The sequence below is a fragment of the Luteimonas terrae genome (assembly GCF_004358165.1).
In the GTDB taxonomy this organism is placed as follows: Bacteria; Pseudomonadota; Gammaproteobacteria; order Xanthomonadales; family Xanthomonadaceae; genus Luteimonas; species Luteimonas terrae.
The window spans coordinates 728,579-747,845 of sequence record NZ_SMTG01000002.1 but is presented as its reverse complement, the minus strand read 5'-3'; the positions used below and the strand labels follow the sequence as shown (position 1 = coordinate 747,845).

The following is a 19,267-nucleotide window of genomic DNA, read 5'->3' as shown; positions in this document are numbered from 1 at the left end:
ACGGCCGCAGACAGGCCCGCCGCGATGCGACGGGCAGAGCATTCGAAAAGGAGGCGCCGGACCGACGAGGGGTTCCGGCGCGAGCAGCGCACCCGGACGTGGGGAACGGGTGTCGATGCGTCCCGGCGCTATGCGCGCCGGGACGCGGCACGGTCAGCTCGTGGCTTCGCGAGAGGCGTTGGGACGCCAGGTGATCAGGCGGTTCTCGGCGATGTCGAGAAAGAAGTCGATGATCAGCACGAAACCCGCGAGGATGATGATGCCGGCGAACACGCCGACCGCATTGAAGTTGCCTTCGGCCTGCGCGATCAGATAGCCCAGGCCCGCCGAGGCGCCGAGGTATTCGCCGATGATCGCGCCGACCACGGCGAAGCCCACCGAGGTGCGCAGCGAGGACAGGATCCAGCTTGCGGCCGCCGGGAAGTACACATGGCGCAGCAGGTCGCGACGGCTCGCGCCGAGGATGCGTGCATTGGCCAGCACCACCGGGTTCACCTCGCGCACGCCCTGCATGGCGTTGAAGAAGGTGATGAAGAACACCAGCGTCACCGCCAGTGCGACCTTCGACCACAGGCCTAGGCCCAACCAGAGCACGAAGATCGGCGCCAGCACCACGCGCGGAATCGCATTGAAGCCCTTGATGAAGGGATCGAGGATGCGCGCCGAGCGCGGGCTCAAGCCCAGCCAGACACCGCCGGTGACGCCGAGCACGGTACCGATCACGTAGCCCAGGACGGTCTCGGTCAGGGTGATGTAGACGTGGCTGTAGAAGCTGGTGTCCATCAGCCAGGTCACCATCTGCCGGACGATGTCCCACGGCGCCGGGAAGAAGAACGGGTCGATCAGCCCGGCCGTGACGCCGGCCTGCCAGCCGCCGAACACGGCGACGACGAGCATGATCTGGATGGCACGGTCAGTCTTGGCGTGCATAGCTCTTCTCCACTTCGCCGCGCAGGCAGGCCCAGATGTCGCGATAGAGGTCGGTGAACCGTTGGTCGAGCTTGATTTCGGCCACGTTGCGCGGCCGCTCCAGATTCACCGGGAAACTTTCGACCACCCGGCTCGACGGGCCCGAGGACAGCACCACGACGCGGTCGCCGAGCGCGATCGCTTCCTCGAGGTCGTGGGTGATCAGGATCACCGCACGGCGGTCTTCCTGCCACAGGCGCAGCAGTTCGTTCTGCATCAGGTGGCGGGTGTGGATGTCGAGCGCCGAGAACGGCTCGTCCATCAGCATCACCTTCGGCTCGACGATCAGTGCCTGCGCCATCTGCACGCGCTTGCGCTGGCCGCCCGAGAGCTGGTGCGGGTAACGATGCTCGAAGCCCTTCAGGCCCACCTTGGTCAGCCAGTCGCGGGCGCGCTTCTCGCGCTCGTCGCTGCCGACACCGCGGAACCGCAGGCCCAGTTCGACGTTCTGCAGCGCGGTCTTCCACGGCAGCAGCGCGTCCTGCTGGAACAGGTAGCCCACCGAGTCCTGCACGCCGCTGACCGCCTTGTCGTCGATGCGGATGCCGCCTTTCGTCGGCTTCAACAGGCCGGCGACGGCGTTGAGGATGGTGCTCTTGCCGCAACCGGTAGGGCCGACGATGGCGAGGAACTCGCCGTCACCGACTTCGATGTTGACGTCGCGCACGGCGGTGAAATCGCCGAAGGACATCGTGACGTCGTGCACCGACACCATCGGGCGCGACTGGATCGGCATCGGGGCTTCTTCCCGGATGCGGGCAACGCTGGCGACAGCCATGGAACCTCCTTACTGCTTCGCGTCCGCGGCGACGCGGTCGACGAATGCGTTGGTGTAGGTCTTCTCGAGATCGATGTCGGCATTGGCGACATCGGTATTGAACTCGCGCAGCACGATCAGCGGCGTTTCCAGGTCCTTGGGCTCGAAGCGGCCGTCGCGGGTGAAGATGGCGCGGGCCTGCTCGACCGCCTTGGCATAGGTCTCGCGGTCACCGGAGACGTACTTGTCCGGCAGCGCGGCGACGATTTCGGCCGCGGTGTGGTCGGCGATGAACTCCAGCGCCATGCGCTCGGCGCGGACGATCTTCTCCACCGCTTCGGGGCGCTGGTCGAGGAAGGACTGCTGCGCGTACATGACCGAGGTCGGATAGATGCCGCCGTAGACCTCGCGGGCGCCCTCGTCGCTGCGCGCGTCGATCAGGATCTTGCCCACGCCGCGCTCGACCAGCAGCGTGCCGGCCGGGTCGTAGTTCACCAGCAGGTCGATCTTGTCCTGCTGCAGCGCCGCGACCGCCGCCGCGCCCGAACCGACGCCGATAATCGAGATGTCGTCGACCGGAATGTTGTTGCGCGCGAGGTAATGCCGCACGAAGAAGTCCGACGACGAGCCGGGCGCGGTGATGCCGACCTTCATGCCGCGGATCGACGCCGGGTTGGCCGGATCGAACGCGCTGTCGGGACGACCGGCCAACACCAGGCCCGAGTTGCGCGACAGCAGCACGAACGCCACGACGTCCTTCTGCTTGGCCTGCATCTGGATGGTGTGGTCGTAGAAGCCGACCGCGACGTCGGTCGAGCCGGCGACCAGCGCCTGCAGCACCTTGGAACCGCCCTGGGCGAAGTTCTCGGTCTGGACCTTCAGGCCCACGTCGTCGAAGTAGCCGTTCGCATCGGCGATGAAGAACGGCAGGTTGTTGAGGTTGTACGAGCCGACGCTGATGCGCACGGACTCGCCGCCGGCGCCGCCGCCGCTGCGGCTGCCGCCGCAACCGGCGACGCAGACCATGGCCGCCGCGAGCACGGCGGTGATGAGACGCTTGTACATCGATCCCTCCCAGGATTGTGTGGCTTGGACCGGGCGTGGGCCCGGAGAGTTCGGATCACTCCGTCTGTGTCAGGCCGCCGAGCTCCAGGCCGCGGCGCTGCGCGACGGTGCGGTGCTGGCGAAGACGCGGCCCTCGAACAGTCGCCGTGCGGTCCGCACGACGCTGGCGACGATCGGGGCATCCATGTCGGGTTTGTGCAGGGCCACGTCCAGGCAGCCGCTGGGATGTTCCAGCCGCACGCTGCCCGGCAGCGTCAGGCTGCCGACCATGCGCTGCGCCACCGTGCCGGGGGTCACGCAGGCGGTCGAGATGCCGACCGCGCCGGTGATCGCCAGCGCGCTGTGGCACTGGTGCGGCATGAAGTAGCGCACCTGCAGCGCACCGCCCGCGCGGGGCGGCAGCAGCAGCACGGGCTTGGGGATGACGCGATCGCCCGCATCGGGGATGCCCATCCGGCGCCCGGCCTCGATGCGGATGCGCTCCAGGCGCGCCAGCATCGCGGCGTTTCCATTGAGTTCGGCCGCGCTTTCCGCACCGGTCACGCCCAGGGCCGCACCCTCGAGCATCACCATCGGCATCGCGCAGTCGATGCAGCTCACCTCGACATCATCGATCCATTCGCTGGCCTCGCCGGTGGGCAACAGTTTGCCAGTCCGCGCCCCCGCCGCGTCGAGGAAGGCCAGCGAGATCGGCGCGGCAGTGCCCGGGGCCCCGGCGATCGCGGTGTCGCCGCGGTAGTGCACCTCGCCCCTGGGCGTCTGCACCGTGGCCAGGATCACCTTGCCGGTGTTGACGTTGTGGATGCGCACGTGGGTCACCGGATCGCCGGCGGGCACGAGGCCCGATTCGATCGCGAACGGGCCGACGGCGGCCAGCATGTTCCCGCAGTTGGGCGTGGTGTCGACCAGTTGCCGGTCGATCCGCACCTGGGCGAACAGATAGTCGATGTCCGCATCGGCGCGGCTGGCCGGTCCGACGATGGCGACCTTGCTCGACAGCGCGTTGCCGCCCCCGATGCCATCGATCTGCAGCGGATGGCCGGCGCCCATGATCTCCAGCAGCAGACGGTCCCGCTCGGCGGGATCGGCCGGCAGGTCCGAGGCGCGGAAAAACGGCCCTTTCGAGCTGCCGCCGCGCATCAGGACACAGGGAACGCTGTAGAGATCGTTGGACATGGGGATCGCAGATTGATATGAATATCGAATCAATTGATCGATTCGTTGCGATACTGGCATGACCCCAATTGATCTGTTAATTGCTGATTTCAGGAGAATTGATCCGTTATGAGCATCAATTGCGAGATTCTGGACCTGCGCGCATTCCTGCTGGTGGCCGATACGCGCAGCTTCCATCGCGCGGCGGAAGCGCTGCACGTCTCGCAGCCGGCCCTGAGCCGGCGCATCCAGAAACTCGAGAGCGCGGTCGGTGCGCCCCTGCTCGAACGCACCACGCGCAGCGTGGCGCCGACCGCCGTGGGCCAGAACCTTCTGCCGCTGGTGCGGCGCATGATCGACGAGTTCGACGGCTCGCTGTTCGCCTCGCGCGGCGTCGACGACGGCCGCGGCAGCCAGGTCACGATCGCCTGCCTGCCGACCGCGGCGTTCTATTTCCTGCCGAGCGTCATCGCGCGTTTCCACGAAGACCACCCGAACGTGCGCTTCCGCATCCTCGACATTCCCGCGACCGAAGGCCTGCAGGCCGTCGAGCGCGGCGAAGTGGAATTCGGCGTCAATTTCATGGGCGCCTCCGATCCGGAGCTCGAATTCGACGCACTGGTCGAAGACCCGTTCGTGCTCGCCTGCCGGCGCGACCATCCGCTGGCGACCAAGCGCCGCGTGACCTGGAGCGACATCGCCCAGCACCCGCTGATCACCGTGCACCGCACCAGCGGCAACCGCACCCTGCTCGACGGCGCGCTCGCGCGCGAGAACCTGAAACTGAGCTGGTTCTACGAGGTGACGCACCTCTCCACGTCGCTGGGCCTGGTCGAAGCCGGCGTCGGCATTTCGGTGCTGCCACGCATGGCCACGCCGCAGCAGGAACACTCCATTCTGGTGACCCGCGAGATCGCGCCCCCCGTGGTGTCACGTACGATCGGCATCGTCCGCAGGCGCGGTGCGGTGCTGTCGCCGGCCGCCGAGCGGTTCCTGCAGATGCTCAAGAACACCTGGCAGAAACCGTGAGCCACCGCCGATGACGCGTCCGCCACGCCGCGCTGCCTACACTGGCGGTCTTCGAACGGTGACACGCGTCGAATGGCGCCGATGACGTTCCACCCCGGACGCGACCGCGTCCACGCATGCCCGCCACGACCAGCCCGGCTGCGTCACCGCCAGCAACCCGCGACAGGAGCACCCGCATGACCGATACCTTTTCCACGCGCGCCGAACTCGACGTCGGCGGCCGTCGCTACGCCTATGCCAGCCTGGCCACGCTGGGCAAGCAGTTCGACATCGCCCGCCTGCCCTACTCGATGAAGATCCTGCTGGAGAACCTGCTGCGCCACGAGGATGGCGAAACGGTGGCCGCGCATCACATCGAGGCGGTGGCCAAGTGGAACCCGAAGGCCGAACCGGACACCGAGATCGCCTTCATGCCCGCGCGCGTGGTGCTGCAGGACTTCACCGGCGTGCCCTGCGTGGTCGATCTGGCCGCGATGCGCGACGCGGTGGTGCGCCTGGGCGGTCGCCCCGAGCAGATCAATCCGCAGATTCCGTCCGAACTGGTCATCGACCACTCGGTGCAGGTCGACGTGTTCGGCCGTCCGGATGCGCTGGACCTCAACGGCAAGATCGAATTCGATCGCAACAAGGAACGCTACGGCTTCCTGCGCTGGGGCCAGAAGGCGTTCGACAACTTCAAGGTGGTGCCGCCCAACACCGGCATCGTCCACCAGGTGAACCTGGAGCACCTGGCCCGTGTGGTGATGACCGCCGAGCGCGAGGACGGCACGCAGTGGGCGTATCCCGACACCGTGTTCGGCACCGACTCGCACACCACGATGATCAACGGCATCGGCGTGCTGGGCTGGGGCGTGGGCGGCATCGAAGCCGAGGCCGCGATGCTCGGCCAGCCGTCTTCGATGCTGATTCCGCAGGTCGTCGGCTTCAAGCTCACCGGACGCCTGCCCGAGGGCGCGACCGCGACCGATCTGGTGCTGACCGTCACCGAGATGCTGCGCAAGCATGGCGTGGTCGGCAAGTTCGTCGAGTTCTTCGGCGATGGTCTGCAACACCTGCCGCTGGCCGACCGCGCGACGATCGGCAACATGGCGCCCGAGTACGGCGCGACCTGCGGCATCTTCCCGATCGATGCCGAATCGCTGAACTATCTGCGCCTGTCGGGCCGCAGCGAAGAGCAGATCGCGCTGGTCGAGGCCTATGCGAAGGCGCAGCAGCTGTGGCACGAGCCCGGGTCACCGGAAGCCGAGTACAGCGCCGTGCTCGAACTCGACATGGGCGAAGTGCGTCCGTCGCTGGCCGGGCCGAAGCGCCCGCAGGACCGCGTGCTGCTGGAGAACGTACAGCAGAATTTCGTCGACAACGTCGGCGCGCTCACCGCGCGTCGCGACGCGGCGAACGACAAGCAGGTCGAACGCTTCGAGAAGGAAGGCGGCAACCAGCCGCAGGCCGAGCGCCTGGCGGCCAAGCCGATCTCGAAGATCACCCTCGATGACGGCGAGCACGAACTGACTGACGGCTCGGTGGTCATCGCCGCGATCACGTCCTGCACCAACACCTCGAACCCGGCGGTGATGCTCGGCGCCGGCCTGCTCGCGCGCAACGCCGCGGCCAAGGGCCTCAAAGCGGCCCCATGGGTCAAGACCTCACTCGGACCGGGCTCGCTGGTGGTCACCGACTACCTCGAGAAGGCCGGTGTGATGGACGATCTGCAGAAGCTCGGCTTCTATGTCGTCGGCTACGGTTGCACCACCTGTATCGGCAATTCCGGCCCGCTGCCGGATGCCGTGTCGCAGGGCATCGCCGCGAACGATCTCGCGGTGGCGTCGGTGCTGTCGGGCAACCGCAACTTCGAAGGCCGCGTGCACCCCGAAGTGAAGATGAACTACCTCGCCTCGCCGCCGCTGGTCGTCGCCTATGCGATCGCCGGCACCGTCGACATCGACCTGACCACCGAACCGCTGGGCAAGGACCCGGACGGCAATCCGGTCTATCTGCGCGATATCTGGCCCACGAACAAGGAAATCGGCGACTTCATCGCCAGGACCATCGGGCCGGAGATGTTCGCCAAGAACTACGCCGACGTGTTCAAGGGCGACACCCGCTGGAACGCCATTGAATCGCCCGACGGCAATCTCTACGAGTGGGACGAGGCTTCGACCTACATCAAGAACCCGCCCTACTTCGACGGCATGACGATGGAGGTCGGCAGCATCGACGACATCCACGGCGCGCGCGTCATGGGTCTGTTCGGCGATTCGATCACCACCGACCACATCTCGCCGGCCGGCAACATCAAGAAGGATTCGCCCGCGGGCCGCTTCCTGCAGGACCGCGGCGTGCAGCCGGCCGACTTCAACAGCTACGGCTCGCGCCGCGGCAATGATGACGTCATGGTGCGCGGCACCTTCGCCAACATCCGCATCAAGAACCTGTTCTTCGGAGGCGAGGAAGGCGGCAACACGCTGTACCGCACGAAGGGCGCCGAACCGGAGAAGCTGGCGATCTACGACGCCGCACAGAAGTACAAGGCCGACGGCGTGCCGCTGGTGGTGTTCGCCGGCAAGGAATACGGCACCGGCTCCTCGCGCGACTGGGCGGCCAAGGGCACCAATCTGCTGGGCGTCAAGGCGGTCATCGCCGAGAGCTTCGAGCGCATCCACCGCTCCAACCTCGTCGGCATGGGCGTGCTGCCCTGCAGCTTCCGCGACGGCCAGAACGCGCAAAGCCTCGGTCTGGATGGCTCGGAAACGATCGACCTGACGGGCCTGCAGAACGGCAAGTCGAAGACCGCACAGGTCGTCGCCACGCGCGACAACGGCACCGAGATCCGCTTCGAGGTCGACGTGCTGTTGCTGACGCCTAAGGAAGTGGAGTACTTCCGCCATGGCGGTCTGCTGCACTACGTGTTGCGACAGCTCGCTGCGAAGAAGGCGGCCTGATCCAAAGCGAGTTGTTCCAAGGCCGCGCGTGACGCACCCCTTCCCCCGCTCGCGGGGGAAGGCCGGGATGGGGGCGAACCGTCAGATCGCGCCGGCGCAAGGCTGCCGCGACCGAATGGAGGTTCGATCGCGACCTGCCGACCGCTGGGCTGATAGCTCGCCCCCACCCAACCCTCCACCGCAGGCGCAGGAGGACTCAGAGCAGCAGGGCGTGCGCGATCGTTCCGCTCTAGCTCCCCGGGCAACGCGGCAATCCATCTCCCACGCTGCACTCCACGCAGCATGGCGCGGTCTGCGGCCGCGGTGTCACCTGCCCCGGCTGCGATGGATCCGGCGTCACCGGCATCGGCGGCGGCGCGACATACAGGCCCGGCGACGGCGCCAACGCTGCGAGTTCCGCGGCTGGTCGCAGCTGCAGCAACACCGCCCAGTCCTGCCGGTTGGCACTGCAGGCTTCCGGGGTGTCCGGCGTGCACAGCGGATCGTCGAGGCTGCGCTGCGAGAGATTCGCGAACTGGCCGCCCGCGGTCAGCGGCATCAGACGCATGGTCACGGCGTCGAGCACGTTGCCGCCGACCAGATACGCCTGGCCGCGTTCGGCACCGACCACGATGTCGCAATGCATGCCCAGCCCACCGTCCTCGCTGCTCAACAGCGACGCCAGCCCGGCGAAGCCGAACACCCGGTTCGCCGCGCGCACATAGCAGAGCATGTCGCCACGCGCGGTCCGCGTGGTCCGTGGATCGGCGACCCGATACGCGCTCGTTTCCGGATTGCGATACGCATCGCGCACGTAGTCGACATGGCTCGGCGAGCCGTTGAAGCCCGGCAGCGTCGCGCGCCGCGCGACCCATGAAATGAACGCCGCCGACCAGGGCACGTCGACGACGAAGCTGCGGCAGGCCGACGACGGCTGTGCGCTCTGCGGCGCGAACATGCAGTCGTAGGCACCGGGCCTATGTTGCAGGCGCGACAGTTGATCCGCGCCACGCCAGTACCCGGCGACACGGCGCCAGGCCTGCTCGCCATTGGTCAGCAACGTCGTCTCGGCCTCGCGCACCGTCGAACTGGCGTATCGGCCCTCATTGTCGATGAAGGGCCGATCCCAGAGCTGGTGTTCCTCGCAGGCCGCAGCCGCGAGTCGCGTCGCCGGATCGGGCGCATCGACCTGGGCGCGCAGCCACGGACAGGGATCGGCTGCGAGCGCCGACAGCGGCGCGGACAGCAACAGAGTGGCGAGCAGCATCAGGCGGCGCGTCGATCGCATCGGGGCTTCCATTCCGCGCGGGGGAACGCGGTCGCGCCATCCTGCCCCAGTCCCGCGTGAAGAGCCGGTCCGCTTGCCGCGTCAGCCCGCGCAGAACGCTGCGTAATCGATGTAGCCGGGGAACGCGCGACCGGGCGCGCAGACCGGACAATCCGGGTCCGGCGCCAAGCGCGTTTCGCGGAACTGCATGCGCAGCGCGTCGAACTGCAGCAGGCGACCCGACAACGGTGTGCCGATACCCAGCAGGATCTTCAGCGCCTCGGTCGCCTGCAGCAGGCCGACCACACCGGGCAGCACGCCCAGCACGCCGACTTCCGAGCAGTTCGGCGCGGCCTCGGGCGGTGGCGGTTCGGGGAACAGGCAGCGGTAGCACGGGCACACACCTCGCTGGCGCCCGGCATCGAAGACACTGACCTGTCCGTCGAAGCGGTGCACCGCGCCGTAGACCAGCGGCACGCCGTGCTGCACGCAGGCGTCGTTGAGCAGATAGCGCACCGGAAAATTGTCGGCGCCGTCGAGCACCAGATCGACGCCCTCGAGCAGCCGGTCGACGTTCGCGCTGGTCACGCGTTCGGCGACCGCCTCGATGCGTGTACGCGGGTTGAGCGCGTACAGCGTCGTGGCCGCGGATTGCACCTTGGGCTGCCCGATGCGGTCCTCGGCGTGCAGGATCTGCCGTTGCAGATTACTGCGGTCGACGACGTCGTCATCGGCGATGCGCAGCGTGCCGACGCCGGCCGCGGCGAGGTAGTACGCCGCCGGCGAGCCCAGGCCACCGGCGCCGATGACCAGCACCGTGGCTTCGGCGAGTCGCTGCTGACCGGCAAGGCCGATCTCCGGCAGCTTGAGATGCCGTGAATACCGCTCGTGGAAATCGAGGTCGATGTCGCCGTCCGGCAACACCGTCGGCAGACCCGCGGCCTGCCAGCCACTGGTGCCGCCGGCGACCGACGCGATGTCGGTGTAGCCGAGCGCGGCCAGTGTCTCGGCGGCCTGCATCGAGCGTCGCCCGCTCTGGCAGATCAGCAGCAGCGGCGCCTGCAGATCCGGCGCATGCGCCAAGGGTGCGGCTTCGAGCACGGCGCGGTCGACGCCGAGCGCGCCCTCGGCCATGCCAGTGACACGCTCGTGCGCGTCGCGCACATCGATCAGGCGCACGCCTTGCTGCTGGCGTTGCCGGGCCTGCGCCGGCGTGAGTTCGATGACGGCCATGGCGCGATTATCGCGCGGACGCATGTGTCGCGCCCGGGACACTGCGTGATGCCGGCGGCTTTTCTGGGTGCGCGCTCGCGCGCTCAGCCAATCGCTCAGTAGGGCAACACGTCGACCGGCGTGCCGACCGCATAGTCGCGAGGTCCCGCCGCGAGCACGATCAGCGCGTCCGAATCGGCCGCGGCCTGCATGCGGTGCGAACCGTCGGCCGGATTCGGCTCGACCCACGAGATACCCGTCTCGTCGATCCACCAGCGTCCGCGCAGGAATTCCAGACGCTCGTGCTTTTTTCCCCAATCCGAGGCCAGTCGCGCGCGACGCAGCGGGCGCGGCTGGCGCCCCTGCAGGCCGTCGACGAGTCGCCGGCCCAGTACCAGCCACGTGGCCAGCACCGAGACCGGATTGCCCGGCAGGCACAGGAACAGCGCGGGCCCCAGCGTGTCGCCTTCTGCCAGCAGCAGCGGCATGCCCGGCTTCATCATCACCTTCCACATGCGCACGCGGCCGCGACGCTGCAGCAGTTCGGGCAGCAAGTCCTTCTCGCCGGCCGACACGCCGCCACAGGTCAGCACCAGATCGAAAGCTTCGCCGGCGTGGCGCAGCGCGGAGGTCACCTGCGCGGCGTCGTCGGGCAGTGTCGGGAACGCGACCGGCTCCAGCCCTTCGGCGCGCAGCAGCGCCATCAGCTGGTCGCGGTTGGAGTTGTAGATCTGTCCGGGGCCGAGCGCCGTGCCCGGCTCGACCAGCTCGTCGCCGGTCGCGAACACGGCGACCGTCGGTTTGCGCACCACATCCAGCTGCGCCAGCCCCTGCGACGCGGCCAGACCGATCCGCGCAGGGGTGAGCAGGTCGCCCGCGCGCAGCAGCACGTCGCCGATGTTCGAATCCTCGCCGGCGCGGCGCACGTGCTGGCCGGGCTTCGGTGCGACCTGCACGACGACGCTGTCGCCGTCGAGCGTTGTGTTCTCCTTCATCACCACCGTGTCGGCACCGGCCGGCAGCGGTGCGCCGGTGGTGATGCGCACGCAGTGACCCGCTTCGACGGTCAGCGCGGCATCGGGTCCGGCGAACTGCTCGCCCGACAGCACCAGTCGTGTCGGCGATCCGTCGGCCGCGAGATCGGCATGGCGGAAGGCGAAGCCGTCCATCGCCGAGTTGTCGAACGGCGGCTGCGCCAGCGTGGCGACGACATCGCGCGCGAGAATGTGCCCGTGCGCGCGCGACAGCGAGACCGTCTGCGGTTGCAGGCGGCGTTCGGCGGCGACGGCATCGACGATCCCGACCGCCTCCTCGAACGCGATCCGGAAGGGAAATCCGGGCGCCTGCGGCTCAGTCGCGGTCGATGCCGGCATCGTCGAGATCCTGTGGGGTATTGAGGTTGCCGAAGCGTACACCGTCGAAATCGACGGCCTGCATGCCCAGTGCGTGCTGCAGGGCACGCACCGCGTAATCGCCCGACGCGAGTGCGGCTGCGCTGACATCGCGCAAGGCGGCGACCGGCCACAGCGCGACCAGCGGCTGTACGCCGTCGGCGTCGCGCGCGTACGCGCCTTGCGTGCCGGCGTGGTGCACCAGCGTACGCAGCAGGCAGTCGTTGATCTCGATCAGGTCGACCGGCAGCGTCAGCAGCCACGGTGTCGTCGTCGCATGCGCAAGTGCATCGAGGCCCGACAGCGGACCGGCATCGGCGATGCGGTCGGGCACCGCGACCAGTCCATGCGCGTCGTATCGCGGCAGATCACGGTTCGCGCTGACCAGAAACGCCCCGCCCTGCGCGGCCAGCCGACGCTGCCAGCGCAGCACCTGCGGCACACCACCGCGCACCAGCCAGGCCTTGTCGCGCCCGCCGATCCGCGACGCACGGCCACCGGCCAGGATTCCGATCGTGACCTCGGGAAACACGGGCGCAAGGGGCGGCGCGGACATCACGCGAACCGGGCGACGCGCGCCCGGCTCACTTGCGCTTGACGTGCCGGATCAGCCGCTTCTTCTTCGCCAGCTGGCGGTCGCTCAGCACGTTCTTCTTGTCCTTGAAGGGGTTGTCGCCCTCGCGGAACAGGAAGCGGATCGGCGTGCCGACGAGCTTGAAACGCTTGCGGAAGAAGTTTTCCAGATAGCGCTTGTAGCTCTCGGGCAGCGTGCGCAGACGATTGCCGTGGATGATGATCGTCGGCGGGTTCTCGCCACCCGGATGGGCGAACCGCATCTTCGGCGCATGCCCGCGCACGACCGGCGGCGGGTTGGTTTCGTAGGCGATCTCGACCGCCTTGGTGACTTCGGCGGTGCTGAACTTGTGGTTGGCCGACCGGTGCGCGCGATGGATCGCGGCGAACAGCTCGCGCAGACCCGAGCCGTGCTTGGCCGAGATGCGCACCGCCTCGGCCCAGGGCACGAAGGCGAGCTTGCGCGACAGCAGCGCCTCGGTCTGCTCGCGCTGGTAGTCGGTCAGGCCGTCCCACTTGTTGACCGCGACCACGAGCGCACGGCCCGAGTCGAGCACCGCGCCGAGCACGCTGGCGTCCTGGTCGGTCACGCCTTCGCTGGCGTCGATCATCACCACCGAGACCTGGGTGTGTTCGATCGACTGCAGGGTCTTGATGATCGAGAAGGTTTCGACCGCCTCGTCTACCTTGGACTTGCGACGGATGCCGGCGGTATCGACCAGACGGTACTTGCGGCCGTCGCGTTCGAGATCGACCTCGATCGAATCGCGCGTGGTGCCGGCGACGTCGGACGCGATCATCCGCTCCTCGCCGAGGATGCGGTTGACCAAGGTCGACTTGCCGACGTTCGGGCGGCCGACGAAGGTCACGCGGATGCGTTCGGGATCGGCGTCGAGCTGCTCGGCGGTGCCGGTCTCGGGCAAGCGCGCGAAGACCTCGTCGACCAGCTCGTCGATGCCATGCCGGTGCGAGGACGAGATCGCATGCACGTCGGTGAAGCCGTAGCGCGAGAAATCGGCCTCCGCCGCGCGCGCGTCGAGGCCGTCGGTCTTGTTGATGACGAGGAACGTGGGTTTGTCGATCTTGCGCAGCCAGCGCAGGATCTCGTCGTCGAGCGCCGACGCGCCCTCGCGCCCGTCGACAACGAACAGCACCAGGTCGGCCTCGGCCGCGGCGGCGCGCGACTGCTTGGCGGTCGGCCCAGCCAGGCCTTCGGCTTCGAGATGCACGTTCTCGCCGGCGATGCCGCCCGTGTCGACCAGCGCGAACGGGCGATCGGGATCGAGGCGGCACACGCCGTAGTGGCGGTCGCGGGTGACGCCCGGCTCGTCGTGGACGAGCGCGTCGCGGGTGCGGGTCAGCGCGTTGAACAGCGTCGACTTGCCGACGTTGGGGCGGCCCACGAGGGCGACGAGGGGAAGCATGCGGCGGATTCCGTTCGGATGGGGCTGGAGATGCGCCTCCGTCGAACCGGAAAACGCACGGCCCCGGACAGTGCTGCCCGGGGCCGTCATTGTCGCACTTTGCGGGCGCGTTACTGCGCCAGGCGCCAGGCGGTCACGCGGCCGTCGGTGTTCTGCACCACCAGCACCCCGTCGGCGACGACCATCGCGCCGCGGATCGGGTCGCGACCGGCGCGTTCGCGGGCGACGAATTCGCCGTCGTCCAGACGCAGCCAGTGCAGGTAGCCCTCGTAGTCGCCGACCACGGCGTAGTCGCCCTGGATCGCGGCACCACTGAGGTTGCGGCGGGCCAGCGCCGGCTGCTGCCAGGCCGCCGTGCCGCTGTACTTGTCGAGGCCCCAGACGGTGCCGTTGGCGTCGGTGACGACCAGACGCTGCGGCGACAGCGCCGGACGGTTCGCGCCGCCGTGCTCGCTGACCCACAGCGGACGGCCGCTCGGGCCTTCGAGGGCCATCGTGCGGTGCTTGTAGCTGCTGGCGAACAGCACGGCCTCGTCCAGCACCGGGCTGCCGTCGACGTCGGCCATGCGCTCGAGTTCAGTGCGGCCGTCGGGCTGGGCCACAGCCTGTTCCCAGAGCGTGCGGCCGTCGGTCAGCGACAGTGCGGCCAGCGTGCCGTCGTCGTTGCCGACGAACACGAAGCCCGGGCCGAGCACCGGCGCGTCGTTGCCGCGCACGGTCAGCGACGGCAGCTCGCGCACCCAGAACCAGCGGCGTTCACCGCTGGCGACGTCGAACGCGGTCACGCGACCGTCGTTGGACCGCACCAGCACCACGCCCTGGCCGATCGTCGGCTGGGCGATGACTTCGTTGGAGACCTTCGCGGTCCAGCGCTCCGCGCCGGTCGCGGCGTCGAGGGCAATCACCTCGCCGTCGAGACTGCCGGCGACGACCAGGCCTTCACCGACGCCCGGGCCACCGCTCAGGCGCAGGTCGGAGTCGTGCGACCACACCGAGGCGCCGGTCTGCAGATCGAACGCACGCACGCCGCCCTTGATCGCGGCCACGTAGACGCGGCCATCGGCCACGGCCGGGCCCTGACGCACGCCCAGACGGTCTTCGCCCTTGCCGGCATTGGCCGACCACAGACGGGTCACGCCGACCGATTCGGTGATGTCGACCAGCGGCGCCGGTTCGGTCAGTGCCTTGGCCTGCGCCTTCTCGCTGTTGCCGAACCAGCCGCGCACCGTGCTGCAGCCAGTGACGGTCATCACGCACAGCGCGATCGCCGCGATGCGCACGACGCGCGCCGGGGCATGGGAAGACGCGACGCGCGCGGTCTGCTCGGTCATCAGGATTCAACCTCGGATTCGTCCGGCGTACCGCCGACTTCGGAAAGCTTGAGTTCGACCAGGCCACGCTGCGGCGCGGCACTGTCGAGCTGGCGCAGGGCCTGCGCGTAATCGGCGCGGGCCTGCTCGGTCTGCTGGAGTGCGAAGTGCGCGTCGCCACGGGCTTCGAGCGACACCGCATCCTCGGCGCCGGCGAGCAGCTTGATCGCGTCTTCGCCACGGCCGGCATCGGTCAGCAGGCGCGCCAGACGCTGCTGGACGACAGCGGCGACGCCCGGCTCGGCGCCCTGCACCGCTTCGAGCGTCTTGATCGCGGCGTCGCGGTCGCCCTTGTCGACCTGCGCCTTGGCCAGCTGCAGGGCGGCCAGTTCGCTGTAGGCGGTGTCGGGCAGGCCGGCGACGGACGCCTGGGCCTTGTCGAGCTCGCCCGACCTGATGTCGAGCAGCGCCGATTGGTAGGCCGAATGCTGGGCCACCGACTCGCTGTGCGTCTTGCGCTGCCAGTACTGCCAGCCGCCGATCAGCGCCGCACCGACCACCACGCCACCCACCAGTCCCAGAGCGTTGTCGCGAAGCCAGGCCTTGACCCGCTCCCCCTGCTCGCGTTCGTCCAGCAACTCGTCAATCGCCATATGGTCTCTACGCCCACCCCGTAAGGCGGGTCAATCGGATGGAAGAAGATGGTGCCCGGGACTGCGCATCCGGCAGTCCGGCACGTGCTGCAGGCGGCCTGCGATTACTCGGAAACCGGCGCCAGCGCGCCGTCGGAGGATACCGTAAAGCGCGCCACGTTGGCCCGCTGGAACCGGGACAGATCCTGAACGTCGCCACCACGCAGTACTTCGACCACACCGGCATTGCCGAGCTTGACGCGGCCCACGCTCCCCGCCGCGAATCGGCGCTCCTGACCGGCCTGCACGAGCGCCTGCTCGACCTGGCTGCCATCGGGTGCCAGCACCTCGATCCAGCTGTCACCGCTGAATCGCAGCACCAGATCGGACGCGTTGACCGGGGGCGCAGCGACGTCAGCGACCGGCATCTCACCGGGCATGCGCTTGGGAATCGCGCCGAGCGAGGCAGTCACCGGCGTCGGACGCGCAGGACGTGCGGCCTCGACAGGCTGGGCAGCGGCGCCGCCATCCAGACCCAGCGATGCGGTCTCGACCGGACGGCTGTTGTCGACATGCGAACGCGTGGCGACCCACACCGGCACCGCGATCAGCGCGGTGATCACCACGTACACCGCCCGGCCCATGGCCTTGTCGAGCATGCGCTGCATCGGCGGGGTGTAAGTGCGCGGGGTCAGGTCCATCGGACGCGTGGACAGCGCATCGGGCACGGTGTCGGCCAGCGATTCGGGCAGCTTGAGCAGGCGCAGATAGCTGCGCAGCTGGCCGCGCACGAAGACCGGCGCGCCCAGGCGCGCCCAGTTGCCGGCTTCCAGCGCCTCGACCACGCGGATCTGCATGCGCAGGCGTGAGGCCACCTCGGGCACCGACAGCCCGGCCTCCACGCGCGCGTCGCGCAGGCGTTCTCCGACCCCAGGCGATTCCGCTGGCATGGTCTGGTGCGAAGAACTCATGGTGCAGTGGTTTCCCTTGGCTGGAGGTTCGACGCGTGCGGAAACTCCGCCCGGAGACGTCGCTGGTATCGGTCGGCGGCCCCTGAATCGCCGAGCGCGGTCTCGATCTGTACCGCGAGTTGCAATGCTGCCGCAGTTGCGGGGGCGGCGGCAAGATGTCGTTGCGAAAAAGCACGCGCATCGAAGTAGCGCCGCTGTGAAAACAGGTAGCGCGACATCGCATCAAGCGCGACGACGTTCCCCGGATCACGCTCCAGCGCCGCGCGCAGGTCGCGTTCGACACGCGCGGTGTCGCCCGCGGTGATCGCGCAGGCACCGGCATTGGCGAGCGCACCGGCCGGATCGCCGTAGCCCGGATCGCGCAGCGCGGCATCGAAATACCCCAGCGCTTCGACGGCCCGACCATTGCGGCACAGCCACGTGCCGTAGTTGTTGAGGTAGGCACCGGATTCGGGCGCGCGATCGACGGCGGCCTTGTAATGCGTACCGGCCGCGGCGCCACGACCGCGCCGGTCCTCGATCACCGCCAGCAGCGTGTGCGCGTCGGCCGCGACCGCCTCGCCGCGCAACGCGGCCTTGGCGGCACTGGCGGCGGCGTCGAGATCACCGGCGCCGTAGTCGCGGCGGGCCAGCGCAAGCTGCTCGCGCGCGGCCTCGTTGCGACGGGATTCGGCCGTGCCGCGGGTGTTGTAGGTCTGGACTTGAGGCTTGTAATCGCTTTTCGCGCTTGGCTTGATAAACGAAAGCCGTGAACAGCCGGCCACGGCCAGCACCAGAAAGACGAGGACGACCGCCTCAGGCAGCCGCGTCGACACCCTTACCGCCCTGCGCTTCGATGCGCTTGAGATGTTCGGCCTGCCGGCGGGTCCGGTCGGCGACCTGGCCCTTGAGCTGGCCGCAGGCCGCGTCGATGTCGTCGCCGCGCGTCCGGCGCACCGGTGCGATGCGGCCCGACTCGTTGAGCAGCTTCTGGAACCGGCGGATCGTCGAATCGTCCGGGCGCTGGTAGCGCGTGCCCGGGAACGGATTGAACGGGATCAGGTTGACCTTCGCCGCGTCCTTCATCTGCAGGCGGTTGTCGAAGTCGCGCATCAGCCGGGCCAGCTCGCGCGCATGCTGCGGCTGGTCGTTGACGTCGCGCATCAACGTGTATTCGAAGGTGATCGACTCGCCGCGCTTGCGCTGCGCATAGCGCGCGCAGGCTTCCATCAGCTCGGCGATCGGGTATTTCCTGTTGAGCGGCACCAGCTCGGTGCGCAGCGCGTCGTTGGCCGCGTGCAGGGACACCGCCAGCGAGACGTCGCTGACCTCGCCGAGCTTGTCGATCATCGGCACCATGCCCGCGGTCGACAGCGTCACACGCTTGTTCGCCAGGCCGTAGCCGAGGTCGTCGCGCATGATGCTCATCGCGCGGACCACGTTGTCGAAATTCATCAGCGGCTCGCCCATGCCCATCATCACGACATTGGTCAGGCGGCGCTGCTTGTGCGGCACGTTGCCCAGGTGTCGCGCGGCCACCCAGACCTGGCCGATGATCTCGGCGGTCGACAGGTTGCGGTTGAAGCCCTGGGTCGCGGTGGAACAGAACTGGCAGTTGAGCGCACAGCCGACCTGCGAGGACACGCACAGCGTGCCGCGTCCCTTGTCGGGGATGTAGACGGTCTCGATGGCGTTCTTGCCGTCCATCGCGATCAGCCACTTGTGCGTGCCGTCGGCCGACGGCTTCTCGAACTGGATCTGCGGCACGCGCACTTCGGCATGCGCCTCGAGCTTGGCGCGCAGCGCCTTGCCCAGGTCGGTCATGTCGTTGAAGTCGGTGACGTACCGATGGTGGATCCACTTCATGATCTGGTGGGCACGGAAACGCTTTTCGCTGAGCACCTCGGCGAAAAAGCGCTCCATCCCCTCGCGGTCGAGGTCGAGCAGATTCTGCTTGGCGACGGCAACGTCGATGGCGACCCCGGTCACGATGGCATCACTCAGCGCGAGACGACTTCGTCGTTCTTGAAGAAGTACGCGATCTCGGTCTGCGCGTTCTCGACCGAGTCCGAGCCGTGGGCGGCGTTGGCGTCGATCGAATCGGCGAAGTCGGCGCGGATCGTGCCCGGCGCGGCGTCCTTCGGGTTGGTGGCGCCCAGCAGATCACGGTGCGCGGCGACGGCGTTCTCGCCTTCCAGCGCCTGGATCATCACCGGACCGGAGGTCATGAACTCGACCAGCGCGCCGAAGAACGGGCGCTCCTTGTGCACGGCGTAGAAGCCTTCGGCCTCTTCGCGGGTCAGCTGCTTGTACTTGGCGGCCACGATCTTCAGGCCGGCCTTCTCGAAGCGGCTGTAGATTTCGCCGATGACGTTCTTGGCAACGGCGTCGGGCTTGACGATGGACAGGGTGCGCTCGAGCGCCATCTGGATTCTCCGAAGAATGAGGCCGTCCGCTCCGGAACGACCGAGTGTATATGGAAAAACCCGCGAGGGGACGCGGGTTTAGCCAACAAGGCTGCGGCAATTCTAACGTATCTCACGCAACTTCCACACCCGCCCGTCCCGATCCGGTCATTGACGCGTCAGGCGCCCGCGCCCTAGCATCAAACAAGC

General features: G+C 68.3%; 17 protein-coding genes. 2 read left to right on the top strand and 15 right to left on the bottom strand.

All coding sequences use genetic code 11. The annotated features are described in order from the left end of the window. Positions 1 to 153: 153 nt before the first annotated feature. The 4 genes from E2F49_RS03675 to E2F49_RS03660 all read right to left on the bottom strand — a co-directional run bounded on the left by E2F49_RS03675 (position 154) and on the right by E2F49_RS03660 (position 3,967). On the bottom strand, positions 154 to 930 hold the full coding sequence (locus E2F49_RS03675; protein WP_055248058.1) for an ABC transporter permease: 777 nt from the start codon (positions 928 to 930) through the stop codon (positions 154 to 156). After that, the gene (locus tag E2F49_RS03670) at positions 914 to 1,705 is read right to left on the bottom strand and encodes an ABC transporter ATP-binding protein (protein WP_133393436.1); all 792 of its coding nucleotides are present in this window, start codon (positions 1,703 to 1,705) and stop codon (positions 914 to 916) included. Before E2F49_RS03670 ends, E2F49_RS03675 begins: the two co-directional genes overlap by 17 nt. Before the next feature lie 51 nt (positions 1,706 to 1,756). After that, positions 1,757 to 2,791 (bottom strand): ABC transporter substrate-binding protein, encoded by a 1,035-nt coding sequence (locus E2F49_RS03665; RefSeq protein WP_133392654.1) that lies wholly within the window; start codon positions 2,789 to 2,791, stop codon positions 1,757 to 1,759. Positions 2,792 to 2,860: 69 nt separating this feature from the next. Continuing rightward, positions 2,861 to 3,967, bottom strand: coding sequence for a 4-oxalomesaconate tautomerase (locus E2F49_RS03660; RefSeq protein ID WP_133392653.1), 1,107 nt, complete (start codon positions 3,965 to 3,967; stop codon positions 2,861 to 2,863). A gap of 108 nt (positions 3,968 to 4,075) precedes the next feature. On the opposite strand from E2F49_RS03660, the gene E2F49_RS03655 reads away from it, so the two are divergent. Both E2F49_RS03655 and acnA read left to right on the top strand, forming a co-directional pair. Next, positions 4,076 to 4,975: a LysR family transcriptional regulator gene (locus E2F49_RS03655; protein WP_133392652.1), complete on the top strand. Its 900-nt coding sequence runs from the start codon at positions 4,076 to 4,078 to the stop codon at positions 4,973 to 4,975. A 176-nt stretch (positions 4,976 to 5,151) separates the two neighbouring features. Then, a complete protein-coding gene (gene acnA, locus E2F49_RS03650; protein ID WP_133392651.1) occupies positions 5,152 to 7,914 on the top strand; it encodes an aconitate hydratase AcnA in 2,763 nt (920 codons plus the stop codon). Positions 7,915 to 8,143: 229 nt separating this feature from the next. Here the strand turns inward: acnA and E2F49_RS03645 are convergent, their stop codons facing one another. From E2F49_RS03645 to ndk, 11 genes are all read right to left on the bottom strand, one after another. Then, positions 8,144 to 9,181, bottom strand: coding sequence for a DUF2272 domain-containing protein (locus E2F49_RS03645; protein WP_165971110.1), 1,038 nt, complete (start codon positions 9,179 to 9,181; stop codon positions 8,144 to 8,146). A gap of 81 nt (positions 9,182 to 9,262) precedes the next feature. Next, positions 9,263 to 10,393, bottom strand: a complete 1,131-nt coding sequence (moeB, locus tag E2F49_RS03640) for a molybdopterin-synthase adenylyltransferase MoeB (protein WP_133392649.1) — start codon at positions 10,391 to 10,393, stop codon at positions 9,263 to 9,265. A gap of 95 nt (positions 10,394 to 10,488) precedes the next feature. After that, positions 10,489 to 11,745: a molybdopterin molybdotransferase MoeA gene (locus E2F49_RS03635; protein WP_133392648.1), complete on the bottom strand. Its 1,257-nt coding sequence runs from the start codon at positions 11,743 to 11,745 to the stop codon at positions 10,489 to 10,491. Continuing rightward, positions 11,723 to 12,319 (bottom strand): molybdenum cofactor guanylyltransferase, encoded by a 597-nt coding sequence (gene mobA / locus E2F49_RS03630; RefSeq protein ID WP_133392647.1) that lies wholly within the window; start codon positions 12,317 to 12,319, stop codon positions 11,723 to 11,725. Before mobA ends, E2F49_RS03635 begins: the two co-directional genes overlap by 23 nt. Positions 12,320 to 12,347: 28 nt before the next feature. Then, positions 12,348 to 13,760, bottom strand: coding sequence for a ribosome biogenesis GTPase Der (gene der / locus E2F49_RS03625; protein ID WP_133392646.1), 1,413 nt, complete (start codon positions 13,758 to 13,760; stop codon positions 12,348 to 12,350). A gap of 110 nt (positions 13,761 to 13,870) precedes the next feature. Continuing rightward, the gene (gene bamB, locus E2F49_RS03620) at positions 13,871 to 15,091 is read right to left on the bottom strand and encodes an outer membrane protein assembly factor BamB (protein ID WP_133392645.1); all 1,221 of its coding nucleotides are present in this window, start codon (positions 15,089 to 15,091) and stop codon (positions 13,871 to 13,873) included. After that, positions 15,091 to 15,723 (bottom strand): YfgM family protein, encoded by a 633-nt coding sequence (locus E2F49_RS03615; protein ID WP_055248041.1) that lies wholly within the window; start codon positions 15,721 to 15,723, stop codon positions 15,091 to 15,093. The genes bamB and E2F49_RS03615 overlap by 1 nt, the downstream gene beginning before the upstream one ends. A gap of 104 nt (positions 15,724 to 15,827) precedes the next feature. Then, positions 15,828 to 16,673 carry a helix-turn-helix domain-containing protein gene (locus E2F49_RS03610; RefSeq protein ID WP_133392644.1) on the bottom strand — a complete coding sequence of 282 codons (846 nt, stop codon included), beginning with the start codon at positions 16,671 to 16,673 and terminating at the stop codon, positions 15,828 to 15,830. Beyond that, entirely contained in the window at positions 16,670 to 17,488 is an 819-nt protein-coding gene (gene pilW, locus E2F49_RS03605; RefSeq protein ID WP_165971109.1) for a type IV pilus biogenesis/stability protein PilW, read from the bottom strand. Before pilW ends, E2F49_RS03610 begins: the two co-directional genes overlap by 4 nt. Continuing rightward, entirely contained in the window at positions 17,469 to 18,656 is a 1,188-nt protein-coding gene (rlmN, locus tag E2F49_RS03600) for a dual-specificity RNA methyltransferase RlmN (RefSeq protein WP_133392642.1), read from the bottom strand. Before rlmN ends, pilW begins: the two co-directional genes overlap by 20 nt. Further along, positions 18,653 to 19,078, bottom strand: a complete 426-nt coding sequence (ndk, locus tag E2F49_RS03595) for a nucleoside-diphosphate kinase (RefSeq protein ID WP_133392641.1) — start codon at positions 19,076 to 19,078, stop codon at positions 18,653 to 18,655. The genes rlmN and ndk overlap by 4 nt, the downstream gene beginning before the upstream one ends. Positions 19,079 to 19,267 lie beyond the last annotated feature (189 nt).